General features: G+C 67.8%; 15 protein-coding genes and 1 pseudogene. 2 read left to right on the top strand and 14 right to left on the bottom strand.

Going from position 1 to position 15,440, the window contains the following annotated elements; all coding sequences use genetic code 11:
* Nucleotides 1–32: 32 nt before the first annotated feature.
* Nucleotides 33–1,970: a S9 family peptidase gene (locus tag B5X82_RS01600; protein ID WP_079646288.1), complete on the bottom strand. Its 1,938-nt coding sequence runs from the start codon at nt 1,968–1,970 to the stop codon at nt 33–35.
* 156 nt (nt 1,971–2,126) lie between these two features.
* Here B5X82_RS01600 and B5X82_RS01595 point away from each other — a divergent pair, with 156 nt between their 5' ends.
* Nucleotides 2,127–3,122, top strand: a complete 996-nt coding sequence (locus B5X82_RS01595; RefSeq protein ID WP_223811357.1) for a YfiM family protein — start codon at nt 2,127–2,129, stop codon at nt 3,120–3,122.
* 9 nt (nt 3,123–3,131) lie between these two features.
* Here B5X82_RS01595 and queA read toward each other — a convergent pair whose 3' ends face one another.
* The 8 genes and pseudogenes from queA to B5X82_RS01555 form a co-directional block, all read right to left on the bottom strand.
* A complete protein-coding gene (gene queA, locus B5X82_RS01590; RefSeq protein ID WP_079646286.1) occupies nt 3,132–4,166 on the bottom strand; it encodes a tRNA preQ1(34) S-adenosylmethionine ribosyltransferase-isomerase QueA in 1,035 nt (344 codons plus the stop codon).
* A 359-nt stretch (nt 4,167–4,525) separates the two neighbouring features.
* Nucleotides 4,526–5,045: pseudogene (locus B5X82_RS27000) on the bottom strand (peptidylprolyl isomerase); the annotation flags it as partial.
* Nucleotides 5,046–5,175: 130 nt separating this feature from the next.
* Nucleotides 5,176–5,673, bottom strand: coding sequence for a pantetheine-phosphate adenylyltransferase (coaD, locus tag B5X82_RS01580; RefSeq protein WP_079646284.1), 498 nt, complete (start codon nt 5,671–5,673; stop codon nt 5,176–5,178).
* Between the two features lie 24 nt (nt 5,674–5,697).
* Nucleotides 5,698–6,591: a polyprenyl synthetase family protein gene (locus B5X82_RS01575; protein WP_079646283.1), complete on the bottom strand. Its 894-nt coding sequence runs from the start codon at nt 6,589–6,591 to the stop codon at nt 5,698–5,700.
* 7 nt (nt 6,592–6,598) lie between these two features.
* Entirely contained in the window at nt 6,599–6,844 is a 246-nt protein-coding gene (locus B5X82_RS01570; protein WP_047169845.1) for an exodeoxyribonuclease VII small subunit, read from the bottom strand.
* Between the two features lie 69 nt (nt 6,845–6,913).
* Nucleotides 6,914–7,576 carry a DUF1013 domain-containing protein gene (locus tag B5X82_RS01565; RefSeq protein ID WP_079646691.1) on the bottom strand — a complete coding sequence of 221 codons (663 nt, stop codon included), beginning with the start codon at nt 7,574–7,576 and terminating at the stop codon, nt 6,914–6,916.
* 157 nt (nt 7,577–7,733) lie between these two features.
* Nucleotides 7,734–8,762 (bottom strand): glycosyltransferase family 4 protein, encoded by a 1,029-nt coding sequence (locus B5X82_RS01560; protein WP_079646282.1) that lies wholly within the window; start codon nt 8,760–8,762, stop codon nt 7,734–7,736.
* A gap of 1 nt (nt 8,763) precedes the next feature.
* Nucleotides 8,764–9,615 (bottom strand): UDP-2,3-diacylglucosamine diphosphatase, encoded by an 852-nt coding sequence (locus tag B5X82_RS01555; RefSeq protein ID WP_079646281.1) that lies wholly within the window; start codon nt 9,613–9,615, stop codon nt 8,764–8,766.
* Between the two features lie 235 nt (nt 9,616–9,850).
* Between B5X82_RS01555 and B5X82_RS01550 the strand changes: the two genes are divergently transcribed.
* A complete protein-coding gene (locus tag B5X82_RS01550; RefSeq protein WP_079646280.1) occupies nt 9,851–10,429 on the top strand; it encodes a glutathione S-transferase family protein in 579 nt (192 codons plus the stop codon).
* Nucleotides 10,430–10,552: 123 nt separating this feature from the next.
* Here the strand turns inward: B5X82_RS01550 and B5X82_RS01545 are convergent, their stop codons facing one another.
* The 5 genes from B5X82_RS01545 to B5X82_RS01525 all read right to left on the bottom strand — a co-directional run bounded on the left by B5X82_RS01545 (nt 10,553) and on the right by B5X82_RS01525 (nt 15,431).
* Complete coding sequence (locus B5X82_RS01545) at nt 10,553–11,107, bottom strand: peroxiredoxin (RefSeq protein WP_079646279.1); 555 nt, start codon at nt 11,105–11,107, stop codon at nt 10,553–10,555.
* 111 nt (nt 11,108–11,218) lie between these two features.
* Complete coding sequence (locus tag B5X82_RS01540) at nt 11,219–11,977, bottom strand: ABC transporter ATP-binding protein (protein ID WP_079646278.1); 759 nt, start codon at nt 11,975–11,977, stop codon at nt 11,219–11,221.
* Nucleotides 11,977–12,771, bottom strand: a complete 795-nt coding sequence (locus B5X82_RS01535) for an MlaE family ABC transporter permease (protein WP_079646277.1) — start codon at nt 12,769–12,771, stop codon at nt 11,977–11,979. The genes B5X82_RS01540 and B5X82_RS01535 overlap by 1 nt, the downstream gene beginning before the upstream one ends.
* Before the next feature lies 1 nt (nt 12,772).
* Nucleotides 12,773–13,819, bottom strand: a complete 1,047-nt coding sequence (gene alr / locus B5X82_RS01530; RefSeq protein WP_079646276.1) for an alanine racemase — start codon at nt 13,817–13,819, stop codon at nt 12,773–12,775.
* 28 nt (nt 13,820–13,847) lie between these two features.
* A complete protein-coding gene (locus tag B5X82_RS01525; RefSeq protein WP_079646275.1) occupies nt 13,848–15,431 on the bottom strand; it encodes an MFS transporter in 1,584 nt (527 codons plus the stop codon).
* Nucleotides 15,432–15,440 lie beyond the last annotated feature (9 nt).

Here is a 15,440-nt window from a genome sequence, read left to right as displayed (position 1 = left end):
GGGGCGGATCGAAGCATCCGCCCCGAAACCCCTTATTTCGCCGCCGCCGGATCGAACAGGCGGCGCAGGAACACCGTCTCCACCTCGCGGCGCAGGTCGTTGTTCGGCTTCTTGAGAAAGCCATGGCCTTCGTCGGCGAACAGCACGTACCACGCCTCATTGCCGGCGGCGCGCAGCTTGGCGACCACCTGGTCGGACTCCGACTGCGGCACGCGGGGATCGTTGGCGCCCTGCATCACCAGCATCGGCCTGGTGATCCGGCCGACATTGTTGGTCGGTGAGATCGCCTCGAAGATCTTGCGCATCTTCGGGTCGCGCTCGTCGCCATATTCGGCGCGACGGTTGTCGCGGCGATAGGCTTCGGTGTTTTCGAGGAAGGTCGTCCAGTTGCTGATGCCGTAGCGCTCGACCCCGCCGACCAGCCGGTCCGAATAATGGGTCATCACCGCGAGGCTCATATAGCCGCCATAGGACTGGCCGTAGACCGCGACTCGCCTGGCATCGAGCCCTGGCTGCCGGGCGATCCAGTCGAGCAGCGCGCCGATGTCGCGCACCGAATCCTCGCGCTTCTCGGCATTGTCGAGATTCAGGTAGCGCTTGCCGTAGCCGTCGCTGCCGCGGACGTTGGGCAGGATCACCGTCGCCTGCAGCACGTCGGCGAAATATTGCGCGCCATAGTTCCAGATCGGCCGGGTCTGCGCTTCCGGCCCGCCATGAATGTCGATGATCACTGGCGTCGGCCGGTCGGCCGGCACGCCCTTCGGCCGGTAGACGAAGGCCGGCACCGACAGCCCGTCGAAGGATTTGAAGCGGATCAGCTCGGGCTCGGCGAGCCGGGCGGGATCGAGCTCGCCCAGCTCCGACGTCGTCCAACGGGTGAGCGCGGCGCCGTCAACGTCCCAGCTCCACACGTCGCCGGCCGAGATGGCCGAGGTCAGGCCGATCGCCAGGCGGCGGCCGTCGGGCGTGAACTTCAGCGCGGTCAGCACGCCCCTGGGCAGCGCCGGCTGCGGCAGCGCGCAGCGCGTCACCCGGTCCTGCACCACGACGCGGGAGAAGCCGTCCTCGTTGATCGCATAGGCGAGGACGCGGCCGTCGTCGGAAAGGTCGTAATCCTCGACGTCCCAGCCGAGGCCCGGCGTCAGCACCGTCTGCCGGCCGGTCGCGAGATCGATCTCGACGAGCTGGCGGGTGTCGCTGCCGCTGTCGGAGATGGCGATCAGGCTCCGCCCGCCGGGCAGGTAGCGCGGCTTCTGGTAGATGGCGGGCGCGGTCTTCGGCGCGATGCGTGCCGCCTTTCCGGTCGCGAGGTCGAGCTCGAAAAGCTGGTCCTCGCGGTTTGACAGGCTCCGCACGAAGATCAGCCGGCTCTTGTCCGCCGCGATGTCGGCCGGGTCGATCGCGCCGTCCGCCCGATAGAGCGGCTTGGGCGCACCGCCGGCCTTCGGATCGACGCCGATCAGGCTGTAGGCTGCGCTGCCCTTGGTCGCGCGCGCCCAGACCAGCAGCGATCCGTCCTTGCTGAACACCGGCGACTGGTTGCGCGTCCCGGGCTCGGTCAGCCGCGTCGCGATGCCGGCGAGGCCGCGCAGGTCGAGCTGGAACCATTCGTCGCCGCCGCTGTCGCCGACCGTCACGAAGCGGTCGCTGCCGGGGATGACGTGCGCCTCGGCGATCGGCTCGCTGCCGAAGCTGATCTGGGTGCGGGCGCCGCCGGGGACGGCGACATGATGGATCTGCTGCGTCGCGCCGAAGCGGGTCGCGATCAGCATCGATCCGTCGGGCAGCCAATCCTCGAACAGGGCTGCGCGGCTGTTCTGGTAGCGCTGCACCGCCTCGCGCACATCGGCCGGGATTTCCGGCACGTTCTGCAGGGTGGCGGAGCCGATCTGGCGGGTTTCGACGATCTGGGCGGAAAGCGGCGCGACAAGCGCGACGAGCGCCGTGGAGGCGATGAGCGATTTGAACATAGCCGCGACATTCGGCCGCGCCGTCCTCCGCCGTCAAGCCTTCGCCGCCGTCCAACCGGCCCGAGGCTCGCCCTATCGCAACGGTAATGCCCCAAAATTGACAGCCCGAATCAATGAGATGCCAATCGTCCTTCCAAGCCGGAGGGAAAGGTGACGATGACCGACCGACTGGCGAAACCGCTCATCCGCGCCATCGCGGTGATCGCTTGCGCGGCACCGGCCGTCCCGGCGCTGGCCGACGCCGTCGACGAAAGCGCGTCCGCCATCGATTTCGACCTGTCCGATCCGCACAAGGACTGGCTCGCCCTCGCCGAGCAACCGGCACCGGCCGAGCCCGGCTACGGCCCGTCGTTGCCCGCCGCGCCGGTCACCGAGGAACCGAGCGGGCAACGGCTGCCGTTCGGCCGGCAAGTCGGCGCGATCAAGTGGGAATTGGGCGCGGCGCTGGTCTGGGTCACTGGGACCAACATCGCCAAGGTCAGCCGCGAAGGCGGCCGCCGCTTCCATTTCCAGGATGAAGGCTGGTTCGGCAAGGACACGATCAACCTGGGCATGGACAAGCTGACCCACGCCTGGAACACCTATTGGATCACCGACATGATCGAGGCACGCATCCGCCGCAAGACGGGCGCGACCAATGCCGGCCTGACCGCCGCCTCGCTGTCGATGGGGGTGATGCTCTATGCCGAGCTGTGGGACGCCCACAAGAAATCGAGCGGCTTCTCCTTCCAGGATATCGCGATGAACGCGAGCGGCGCGGGCTTCTCGCTGCTGCGCAATGCGGTGCCGGGGCTCGACCGCAAGCTCGATTTCCGGCTGCTGCTGATTCCCAACAAGGACATCTACACGCCCTCGGGCACGCGCCATTACCGGCAGATGCGCTATCTGTTCGCGCTCAAGCTGGCCGGATTCGAGGGGCTGGAGGACAGCCCGCTCCGCTTCGTCGAGCTGCACGCCGGCTACCGCGCGACCGGCTTCACCGCGAAGGAGGAGGCGCGCGGCGATCCGCGCCGCCGGCGCCCCTTCATCGGGATCGGCCTGAACCTCAACGAGCTGTTCTTCCATGAGCGGCCATCGGGCTGGGCCGGCCGCGCGGCGAGCGAGGCACTGCAATATGTGCAGGTGCCCTACACCGCCTATCACGCCGATTGATGGGCGCCCTCAGCCCGGCAGCAGCAGGCTCGAATCCCCATAGCTGTAGAAGCGATAGCCCTCGGCGATCGCATGGGCGTAGGCCGCCTGCATGCGCTCTCTGCCCATCAGCGCGCTGACCAGCATGAACAGCGTCGACTTGGGCAAATGGAAATTGGTCATCAGCCCGTCGATCGCGCGGAAGCGGTAGCCGGGGGTGATGAAGATCGCGGTGTCGCCGTCGAAGGGACGGATCACCCCATCCTCGCCGGTCGCGCTTTCGAGCAGGCGCAGGCTGGTCGTGCCGACCGCGATCACCCGGCCGCCGGCGGCGCGGACCGCGTTGAGGCGATCTGCGGTCGCCGCATCGATGCGGCCCCATTCGGCGTGCATCCGGTGGTCGTCGGTATCATCGGCCTTGACCGGCAGGAAGGTGCCCGCGCCGACGTGGAGGGTCAGCGTCTCGCTGGCGATCCCGGCCGCCGCCAGCGCCTCGACCAGACGCGGCGTGAAGTGGAGCGCGGCGGTCGGCGCGGCGACGGCGCCCTTCTCGCGCGCGAACATGGTCTGGTAATCATCGCGGTCGCGGTCGTCGGTCGCGCGCTTACCAGCGATATAGGGCGGCAGCGGCATGGTGCCGGCGCGTTCGAGCAGCAGCTCGACCGGCTCGTCGCCCTCGAAATCGAGCAGGATCGAGCCGTCCTCGCCGCGCTCGGCGGCGATCGCCGAGACGCCAGCGCCGAAATCGATGCGGTCGCCGGTCCGAACCCGCTTGGCGTTGCGGACGAAGGCGCGCCACTGCCGCAGCCCCTCGCGCTTGTGGAGGGTCGCGCCGATCCGCGCCTCGCCGCGCCGTCCCTCCAGCTGGGCGGGGATCACCCGCGTGTCGTTGAACACCAGGCAATCGCCGGCACGCAGCAGCCCCGGCAAGTCGGAGACCTGCCGGTCGGCAAGCGCACCCTCCCTCCCCTCGACCAGCAGCATCCGCGCGCTGTCGCGCGGGCTGGCGGGGCGCAGGGCGATGTTCTCGGGCGGGAGATCGAAGTCGAAGAGGTCGACGCGCATCGCTGGGCGTTATTGCGGCGAGGCAGCCGCCTCTTCACCGGCCACCGTGCGGACCGCGTCCTCGGTCGGCTGCGCGTCGGCCACCGCCTCGACGGCGGCGTCGGTGCCCTGCGGAGCCGGGGCGGGCGAAACCGCCGCCTCGCCGCCGCCGCCGACCGCGTCGGCGGGGTTGGCAAGGTCGCCGGGCTGGGATTGCTGCTTGCGGAGCTTCTTCGCTTCCTTGGCCGCCTTCTCTGCAGCCTCCTTCTCTTCCTTCGCAGCCTTCTCGCGCGCCTTGCGATCCTGCTTGCTCTGGGCTGCGGGCGCGGCGGCCTCGGGCGCGGCTGGCGGGACGAAAGCGGTCGGCGGCTGGCCCTGATCGTCGGACTCGATCGAAGCGTGGACGATCTTCGACGGGTTCGCCGGCGGCTCGCCCTTCTCGATCGCGTCGACATATTCCATGCCGGAGAAGACACGGCCGATCGGCGTATAGTTGCCGTCGAGCGTCAGGTTCGGCTGCAGCATGATGAAGAACTGGCTGTTGGCCGAATTGGGATCCTGCGCGCGCGCCATCGACATCACGCCACGGACGTGCGGCATGTCGTTGAACTCGGCCTTCAGGTCGGGAAGGTCGGAACCGCCCTCGCCCGTTCCCTTGGGATCGCCGCCCTGGGCCATGAATCCGTCGATCACGCGGTGGAAGGTCAGGCCATCGTAGAAATGGCGCCGCACCAGCGTCTTGATCCGATCGACCGAATAGGGCGCCTTGTCGGGGCGCAGCAGGATCTTCACCCGCCCGCCGGTCGACAGGTCGAGGTTGAGGATGTTCTGCGGGTCCTGCACGGACGCATCGCCAGGCGCGGGGGCCGGCGCCGGCTGGGCCAGCGCCGCGCCGGCCATGAACAGTCCCGCAAAAGCCGCAACAACGAACTTCGATCGCATCAGATCACTTCTCCACACCGCGCTCCGGAGGCGCGGCCTCGAATAGGCATGTCCGGATTGCCCGCGGCTGAACCGCCGGCATCCGTCCTCAGCTTCCCTTCTTACCGATCTTTTCGACGCGCGCGACGACTTCCTGCACCACCTGCTTGGGCACGAAGCGGTCGATCGCCCCGCCGTAGAGCGCGATTTCCTTGACGAGGCGCGACGCGATCGGCTGCAACGCCACGTCGGCCATCAGGAATACGGTCTCGACCCGGTTGTTGAGCTGCTGGTTCATCCCCGCCATCTGATATTCATATTCGAAGTCGGCAACGGCGCGCAGGCCGCGCACGATGATCGCCGCGCCCATGCTCTCGGCGAAGTCCATCAGCAGCGAATCGAAGGCGACGACCTCGACCCCGGGAAGATCGGCGGTCTCGCGCCGGACCATCGCCAGCCGCTCCTCGACCGTGAACATCGGCGACTTGGAGGCGTTGGTGGTGACGCCGATGACGAGCTTGTCGACCAGCTTCGCGCCACGCCGGATGATGTCCATATGGCCCAGCGTGATCGGATCGAAGGTGCCGGGATAGACGCCGGTCCGCATAGATGCTCCCCCTTTGCCTGGCGTTCAGCGGTCGCGATCGACCACATACGCCGCGATGTCGCGTAGCAGATCGGCCTCGCGTCCGAAATTGCCAAGATGATCGATCGCCTGCTGCGACAGCAGCCGCGCCTGCGCCCGCGCGCGGTCGACGCCGAGCAGCCCGACGAAGGTCGCCTTGCCGGCGGCATCGTCCTTGCCCGCCGCCTTGCCCATCGCCGCAGGATCGCCCTCGGCATCGAGCAGGTCGTCGGCGATCTGGAAGGCGAGGCCCAGGTCGTGGGCATAGGCGCGCAGCTTGACGCGCCCCTCGGGCGGCACCCGGCCGAGGATCGCGCCCGCCTCGATCGAGAAGCCGATCAGCGCGCCGGTCTTGAGCTGCTGGAGCCGCGAGACCGTGTCGAGGTCGTGCTCCCCGCCCGCTTCGGCCGCCATGTCCATCGCTTGACCGCCGACCATGCCGGCCGGCCCCGCCGCGGCCGCCAGCGCCGCGACCAGTTCGCTGCGGACGAAGGGATCGGGATGGGTCGCCTCCGACGCCGCGATCTCGAAGGCTAGTGCCTGGAAGCCGTCGCCGGCGAGGATCGCGGTCGCCTCGTCATAGGCGCGGTGGACGGTCGGGCGGCCGCGCCGCAGGTCGTCGTCGTCCATCGCCGGCAGGTCGTCGTGGATCAGGCTGTAGACGTGGATCGCCTCGATCGCGAGGCCAGCCCGGATCGCGCATTCGGGATCGACGGCGAACAGCCGCGCCGATGCGCTGGTCAGCAGCGGCCGCAGCCGCTTGCCGCCGCCGATCGCCGCGTGGCGCATCGCCTCGTAGAGGCGCCTGCGGCTGTCATCCGGCGGGGTCAGCAGCGCATCGAAACGGGCGTCGATCTCCTGCGCGATGCGCGCGAGCTCGGAAGCGAGGAGAGCCGACATCGTCGGATCAGCCCGCGTTGAAGGGCTCGGTCCCCCGCGGCGCGCCGTCGGCACCCAGGCTGATCTTCTCGATCCGCGCCTTGGCGGCATTCAGCCGCTCCTCGCACAGCCGTTTCAGCGCATCGCCCTTCGCGTAGAGCGAGATCGATTCGTCCAGGGGAACTTCGCCCGATTCGAGCTGGCGAACGATCGTTTCGAGTTGCTTGAGGGCATCCTCGAAGGAGAGGTCGGCAAGGGCGGCGCTGTCGGTCATGGCAAGGCTTTTGGGCTCGGGCGGCGGCAGGGTCAAGGATGGTTGGCCTTGTCGGCCCGAAGCCGGTCCTTACTTCTTGAACGGGTCGTGGAAGGTCGCGCCGCCATAGGTCGACTCTTCGGCATGGACCGCGTCGGCGTTGCGGACGGCGGCCTCGCGCTCGGCGCGGAGCTGCTCGATCAGTGCCTCGCGGTCGCCTTCGAGGCGGGTATCGGTCGGCGCTTCGAGGCCGGCCGCCTTGGCCGCCTTGGCGACGACCGCATCGAGCTCGCGCTGCGAGCAGAGGCCCAGCGTCACCGGGTCCTTTGGCACGATGTTGGCGATGTTCCAGTGGGTCCGGTCGCGGATCGCGGCGATGGTGGTGCGGGTCGTGCCGATCAGCTTGGAGATCTGGCCGTCCGACACCTCGGGATGGTTGCGGATGATCCAGGCGATGCCGTCGGGCTTGTCCTGGCGCTTCGACACGGGGGTGTAGCGCGGGCCCTTGGTGCGGCGGAGCTGGTCCGGCCCCTTCTGCATGACGAGGCGGTAATTCGGGTCCTGCTGGCCCTTCTCGATCTCGGCCATGGTCAGCTCGCCCGCGCGGACCGGATCGCGCCCGGTCAGCTTGGTCGCTGCCATGTCGTCGGCGATCGCCTGGACCTCGAGGATGTGCAGGCCGCAGAACTCGGCGATCTGCTGGAAGCTGAGCGCGGTGTTGTCGACCAGCCACGAGGCGGTGGCGTGGGGCATGAGCGGCTGGGCCATAGCGGTCCTCCAAAATAAAAGGGCCGCCCCGTCACGGAGCGGCCGAAGCGTGGGGGATGATGTACTGAAGCCCGCGCTCCAGCACAAGACTGACGTGTGGAGGCGCTTCCGAGCCCTCTCCCGCGTGGGAGAGGGCGGCGCATCAGGCCGCCAGCTGCCGCCGGCCCTCGCCCTGGGGAACGAGCGCGCCGAGGAACTGTTCGGCGCTCCTGCGCCAGCCGAAGGTCGCGCCATAGGCGGCGGCCGCGCCGCGATCGCAGGCGAGCGCCCGGCCGATCGCGGTCGCCAGGTCGTCGTCCATCGCCGCGCTCGACGGGTCGAGGATGTCGACCGGCCCTGTCACCGGATAGGCGGCGACCGGCGCACCGCAGGCGAGCGCCTCGATCATCACCAGCCCGAAGGTGTCGGTGCGGCTCGGGAAGACGAACACGTCGGCGCCGGCATAGGCGGAGGCCAGTTCCTCGCCGTGCAGCGCGCCCAGGAAGCGGACCTCGGGATAGTCACGCGACAGCGCGGCGCGGGCCGGGCCGTCGCCGACGACCACCTTGGTGCCGGGCGTGTCGCAGGCGAGGAACGCCTCGATATTCTTCTCCACCGCGACCCGGCCGACATAGAGCTGGATCGGGCGCGGCAGCGCCGCGAAGGCGGGATGCGCCGCGCGATCGGGGCGGAACAGCGCCAGGTCGACTCCCCTGCCCCAGCGCTGCACCGGGCCGACGCCGCGCCGTTCGAGGATCGCCTCGACCGAGGGCGTCGACGCCAGCACCGCCGCCGACGGCGCGTGGAACCAGCGGATATAGTGCCAGAACCACTCGGCCGGCATGCCGGTGCGCTCGGCGACATAGTCGGGGAACTGGGTGTGATAGGCGGTCGTGAAGGCCAGCCGCCGGCCGAGGCAGTGGCGCCGCGCGGCAAGGCCGATCGGCCCTTCGATGGCGATATGGATCGCCTCCGCGCCGAACTCCGCGATGCGGCGGCCGACCCCGGCCTGGGTGGTCAGCGCCAGCCGTATCTCGGGATAGCTGGGACAGGGGACGGTCAGGAACTGGTCGGGCGCGATCACGCAGACGTCGTGCCCCATCGCGCCGAGTTCGGCGGTCACCGCCTGGAGGGTGCGGACGACGCCATTGACCTGCGGCGCCCAGGCGTCGGTAGCGATCGCGATCCGCACGTCAGGCCGCCATCGCGGCCGACGCCGCAGCGACCTGGCGGCGGGCGGCGATCTCGTCAGCCCAGTGGAGCACCTCCATCCGGCCGTCGAAATGCTCGACCAGCGCGGTGCAGCCTTCGACCCAGTCGCCGTCATTATAATAGACGATGTCGCCGAACCGGCGAATCTCGGCGGTGTGGATATGACCGCAGACGACGCCATCGACGCCGCGTTCGCCCGCCTCGTGCGCGACCGCCTCCTCGAAGCGCGAGATGAACTCGACCGCGTTCTTGACCTTGTGCTTGGCGTGCTTGGAGAGCGACCAGTAAGGCAGGTCGAACCACTGACGGACCGTGTTGATCACCACGTTCAGCCGCATCAGCGTCTCATAGGCGAAGTCCCCGGCGAAGGCGAGCCAGCGGTGGCACATCACCACCGTGTCGAACTCGTCGCCATGGGTGACCATCAGCCGGCGGCCGTCGGCGGTCTCGTGGATCGCGCTGCGGCGGATTTCGATTCCGCCGAAAGTCATGCCCGAATATTGGCGGAACATCTCGTCATGGTTGCCGGGGATGAATACGACACGGGTGCCGCGCTTGGCGCGCTTCATCACCCGCCAGACGATGTCGTTGTGGGCCGACGGCCAGTACCAGCTTCGCTTGAGCCGCCAGCCGTCGATGATGTCGCCGACCAGGTACATCGTCTCGCTGTCGGTCGAATCAAGGAAGTCGATCAGCATCTGCGCATTGCAGCCGCGCGTGCCGAGATGGATATCCGATACCCAGATGGTGCGATAGCGGCGGCGCTGGCGGCGGGCCTCGGGAATGGCGGGGCGACTACCCTGGGCAGCGGCGATCCGGGTGATGGCGTTCATCGCTCGTCTCCTGTCTGGATGACGTGCGGAGCCTATGATTCAACTATGTTACAGCCGCTTCGACAATAGCTTACGGCTTTGTGACAGCGACCTGATCCCGTTTCGCAGGTGCGGCGGAAAGATCGTGCGATCGCAGGTCGATAAGGTCGCTTTATGATAAAGCCCGTCAGCTTTGTTTCCGAACGTTAAGGGCGCGGTGCTACGGGGATTTCGACGCTTTTCGGGGGATGGTTCAATGCGGGTCTATGGCGATTCGATTTCCGGCAATTGCCTGAAGGTCAAATGGACGGCCGACCTGCTGGGGATTCGCCACGAGTGGATCGAGACGAGCGTGCTCGAAGGGGCGACGCGGACGCCCGAATTCCTGGCGATGAACCCGGCCGGGCAGGTTCCGCTGGTCCGCTATGACGATGGCCGCACCCTCGCCCAGTCGAACGCGATCATCCTGAGCCTTGCCGAGGGATCGGCACTGATCCCCACCGATGCCTATCAGCGGGCGAAGATGCTCGAATGGCTGTTCTGGGAGCAATATAGCCACGAACCCTATGTCGCGGTCGCGCGCTTCCAGGTCCATTATCTCGGCAAGGCGGCGGCCGAGTTGGAGCCCCGCATCGTCGAGCGCGGCAAGGGCGCGCTCAAACTGCTCGACGAGCAGCTGACGGAGCGGAGCTTCCTGGTCGGCGACGCGCTCAGCCTCGCCGACATCGCGCTGGTCGCCTATACACGGGTGGCGCACCAGGGCGGGTTCGACCTGGGCGACTATCCGGCGGTGCAGCGCTGGATCGCGCGGATGGAAGAGGCGCTGGGGATCTGAGCCCCTCTCCCTTTAACCACGTCACCCCTGCGCAGGCAGGGTCCATGTCTCTCATCAACCAGATGGCATCTGTGGAGAAAGCAGACATGGACCCCAGCCTTCGCTGGGTGACATAGAAGAAGTTCAGGCCTCGGCCGGCTCGCGCACCGGATTTTCATGCAGCCAGGCCAGCACCTTGTCCGGCGCGCTCTCGCCATAAGGGTCGTCGTCGGCGCCGACGTCGTTGATGCCGGGCTCCTCGAACCAGGCGACGATCCGGCCGTCGTCGACCACCATCGCATATCGCCAGGAGCGATCGCCGAAGCCGAGATGATCCTTGTTGATCAGCATGCCCATGCGGCGGGTGAAATCCCCCGAGCCGTCGGGGAGCATCTTGGTCTTCTCGATGCCGAGATGCTTCGCCCACTGGTACATGACGAAGGCATCGTTGACCGACAGGCAATAGACCTCGTCCGCACCCTGCGCGCGGAGCTCGTCATAGCTGCGCTCATAGGCCGGGCACTGCTCGGTCGAACAGGTCGGGGTGAAGGCGCCCGGCAGCGCGAACACGACGACCCGCCGTCCCTTGAACAGGTCGCCTGTGTGGACGTCCTGCCAGCGAAAGGGATTGGGGCCGCCTACGCTCTCGTCGCGAACACGGGTCTTCAAGGTTACGTTGGGGACGGTGCGTCCGATCATCGATCGTCCTTTCTCTGAATGGGTTGGCCGCCTTCTGCCGAAGCGCGACTGATCGATCCAATCAGAAAGAATGCTCTCAGTTATCGAGAGCATCGAACAATCGATCGTTCCTTAACGGATCGGCCCTTCGGCTCGTCCCTGAACGAACTGATCCACATAAGGGTTGCCGCTGTCGTACAGGCGATCACGCGGACCGCTCCAGACGATGCGGCCCTGATAGAGCATGGCGACCCGATGGGCGATCTTGCGCGCCGAGGCCATGTCGTGGGTGATGGTCAGCGCGGTGACGCCCAGTTCCTCGACCAGCTCGACGATCAGGTCGTTGATCACGTCGGCGCGGATCGGGTCGAGGCCGGTGGTCGGCTCGTCGAAGAAGATGATCTCCGGCCGGGGCGCGATCGCGCGGGCGAGCGCCACGCGCTTCTGCATGCCGCCCGACAATTCGCTCGGCCGCAGATCGAGCACCTCGGAGCCGAGGCCGACCCGTTCGAGATTCTCGGCGGCGATCTTCCGCATCTTCGCGGAGTCGCGCAGCCGCCCCTGGGTCAGCGCGAAGGTGACGTTGCGCCAGATCGGCAGCGAGTCAAACAGCGCCGAACCCTGGAACAGCATGCCGAACTTGGCGCGCGCGGTTTCCAGCTCGCGCGCGGACATCGCCATCAGGTCCTCGCCGTCGACACGGATCGCGCCGCGATCGGGCCGGATCAGGCCGAGGATGCATTTGAGCATGACCGACTTGCCGCTGCCCGACTGGCCGATGATGACCATCGATTCGCCGCGCTCGATTGCAAGGTCGACGCCGTCGAGGACGGCGTTGCCGCCGAACGCCTTGCGGACGCCCTCCAGCAGGATCTTCGGAGTGTCCGCCATCAGCCGAACGCCATCAGCGTGATGATCATGTTCGACAACAGGATCAGGATGAAGGCGGAGACGACCGCATCGGTGGTGGCACGGCCGACGCCGGCGGCGCCGCCCTGTGCGCGGAAGCCGTGATAGCAGCCCATCAGTGCGATGAAGAAACCGAAGAAGGCCGACTTGACCAGCGCCATCTGCAGATCGGTCGCGGTCAGATACTGGCGCGTGGTGTCGAGATAGCCGACGGCGTTGAAGCCGAGCTTGTAGACCGCCACGAAATAGCCGCCGAAGATGCCGATCGCATTGGCGACGAGCACCATCAGGGGGATCGCGATCAGCGCCGCGAACAGACGCGGCGCGATCAGGTAGCGATAGGGATCGGTGCGCAGCGTGGTCAGCGCGTCGAGTTGCTCGGTCACGCGCATCGTGCCGAGCTCGGCCGCCATCGCCGAGGAGACCCGACCCGCGACCATCAGGCCCACCAGCACCGGCCCCAGTTCGCGGACGATGCCGAGCACGACGATCGCCGGCACGGTCGAAGTGGCGTTGAAGCGCGAGCCGGCAGTGAAGGTCTGCTGCGCCAGCGCCGCACCCGAGAAGATCGCGGTCATGCCGACGACGGGCAACGAGAACCAGCCGATCTGCATCAACTGCTCGAACAGCCGCGACGGATAATAAGGCGGGCGGACGGCGCGCGAGATCGTCGTCGCGGCGAAGACCGTCACCCGGCCGATGGCGGCGAGCGCCGCGATGAAAAGCCGGCCGATCGAGCCGAAAAATCCGATAACAGGCTGCAAAGTCGCGGACACCCTACTCTTTCCACCGCCGCTGATAGCGACAGCCCAGCCCGGTCAGCAACTCATATTGCGAAAGTCCGGTCCGATCGGCTGCGCTTTCGAGCGCATAGTCGATCTCCAACCAGTCGCCCTCGACGGCGTCGGCCCCGGTGAGATCGACCGCGATCAGGTCCATGGACACGCGGCCCGCGAGCGGACAGCGCCGCCCGTCGATCAGCGCCGCGCCGTTGCCGGCAAAGGCGCGGAGATAGCCGTCCGCATAGCCGAGGTTGAGGATCGCGACGCGCATCGGCCGCTCCGCGGTGAAGGTCGCGCCATAGCCGACCGTGTCGCCAGCCGGCACGTCGCGGACCTGGAGGACCTGTGCCTCGATCCGGACGACGCGAGTGATGTGCCCCCGCGCCTCCGCCCGGGGAATGCCGCCATAGAGCGCGATGCCGGGGCGGATCAGGTCGAAGCCGTAATCGGGGCCCAGGCAGGCGCCTGCAGAATTGGCGAGGCTGTAGCGCTTCGCCGCGACCCGCCCGCGCAGATCGACGAATCGGCCGCGCTGGCGCTCGTTCATCGGGCTGTCGGGTTCGTCGGCACAGGCGAGATGGCTGAGCAGCAGATCGATCTCCAGCCCGTCGAGCAGGCCCGAGCAGGCTTCCTCGACCGTGAGGCCGAGCCGGTTCATGCCGGTGTCGACCATCACGTCACATGGACGGCCGGGCGCCGCCGCCTTCCAGCGCGCGACCATCGCCGGACTGTTGAGCACCGGCCGGGCACGCGAGGCGAGCGCCGCCGCGATATCCTCCTCGCGCAAACCATGGAGCACCGACAGGCCAGCGCCGAACGGCAGCGCGCCGAGCGCGTCGGCCTCCGCCCAGGTTGCGACGAAGAAGTCGCGGCATCCGGCATCGGCGAGCCGCCGCGACACCTCGACCGCACCGAGCCCATAGGCGTCGGCCTTGACCGCCGCCCCGGCGGGCGCCGCCGCCCGCTCGCCGAGCCAGCGCCAGTTGGCCACCAGGGCCTGCGGATCGAGATCGAGGCGGAGGGGAAGGAACTCTTGCGTCACACGCTCGGCGATAGCGGTCCCCGCCGCGCTATTCCAGTTCCTTTCCGGCCGTCTCGGGCAGCCAGACCAGCGCGATCAGGAAGGCCACGCCCGCGACGATGAACGTGTACCAGAAGCCGGCGAAGGGATCGCCGGTGCGGGCGACGATATATTGGCTGATAAAGGGCAGGAACCCGCCGAAATAGCCGGTGCCGATATGATAGGGCACCGACAGCGAGGTATAGCGCACCCGTGCCGGGAACAGCTCCACCATCACCGCCGCCGACGGCCCGTAGGTCATCCCTGAGAAGAAGCCGAGAATCAGCAGATAAACGAAGATCTTCGCCGAATCGCCGAGCGACGGCGTGACCTTGGCAAGGTCGTAGCCGGCGGCGGCGAGCCCGGCCTCGAGGCTCCCCGCATCGCTCGCATCGACCGGCGCGCCGCCGATGGTCACGGCGGGCAGCGTGCCGGGGGCGCCGTCGACCTTGGTATAGGCGACTCCCTTCTTCGACAGCGCGTCGAGCACCTGTCCGCAGGCGGTCTCCTGCCGCGAGGCGAAGGGGTCGTAACGGCAGTCGCTGCCCGTCACGACGACCGGTGCGCGCTCCATCGCGGCGGCGAGGCCTGGATTGGCGGCGTCGGCGATCCAGTGGAACAGCGGGAAGAGGAACAGCAGCGTCAGCACATAGCCGGTCAGGATCAGCCGGCGGCGGCCGATCCGGTCCGACAGCCAGCCGAACAGGATGAAGCCGAACACCGCCCCGAACGCCGCCGCGCCGACCAGCACCCGCGCCACCCCGTCCTCGACCCGCAGGCTGTTCTGGAGGAAATAGAGCGACTGGAACTGGCCGACATACCAGATCACCGTCAGCCCCGCCGACAGGCCGAACAGCGCGAGCAGGATGCGGCGGACCTTGGGCCAGCTGTCGAAGCTTTCGCGCAGCGGATTCCGGGCGACCTCGCCCTTCTCCTTCATCGCCTTGAAGACGGGGCTCTCGCTGAGCTTGAGCCGCACCCAGAGCGAGATGCCGAGCAGCACCAGCGAGAAGAGGAAGGGAATGCGCCAGCCCCAGGCGGCGAACGCCTCCTTGTCGACGAACTGGTTCGACAGCAGCACCACCGACAGGCTGAGCATGAAGCCGGCGCTGACCCCCGACTGGATGAAGCTGGTGTAGAAGCCGCGCCGGTTACGCGGCGCATGTTCGGCGACATAGACCGCCGCCCCGCCATATTCGCCGCCGAGCGCCAGTCCCTGGAGGATGCGGCAGGTAACGAGCAGGATCGGCGCCGCCACGCCGATCGTGGCATAGGTCGGCAGCAGCCCGACCGCGGCGGTTGCCACGCCCATCAGCGTGATGGTGACCAAGAAGGTATATTTGCGGCCCAGCCGATCGCCGAGCACACCGAACAGGATCGCGCCGAGCGGCCGCATGCCGAAGCCGACGCCGAAGCTGCCGAGGAAGATCAGGAAGCTGACGGCCGGATTGTCGGATGGGAAAAAATGGCCGGCGACGATCGTGGCGAGGGTTCCGTAGACGAAGAAGTCATACCATTCGAAAGCGGTGCCCAGCGTCGACGCGAAGATGACCAGCCGGTCGCGCCGCACATCGATCCCGCCGTTCGCCGTCATCCCCGCCCT

The organism is Rhizorhabdus histidinilytica (assembly GCF_900167915.1).
GTDB classification, from domain to species: Bacteria; Pseudomonadota; Alphaproteobacteria; order Sphingomonadales; family Sphingomonadaceae; genus Rhizorhabdus; species Rhizorhabdus histidinilytica.
The sequence above is the reverse complement of the archived record's forward strand: the minus strand, read 5'-3'. Positions and strand labels throughout refer to the sequence as shown.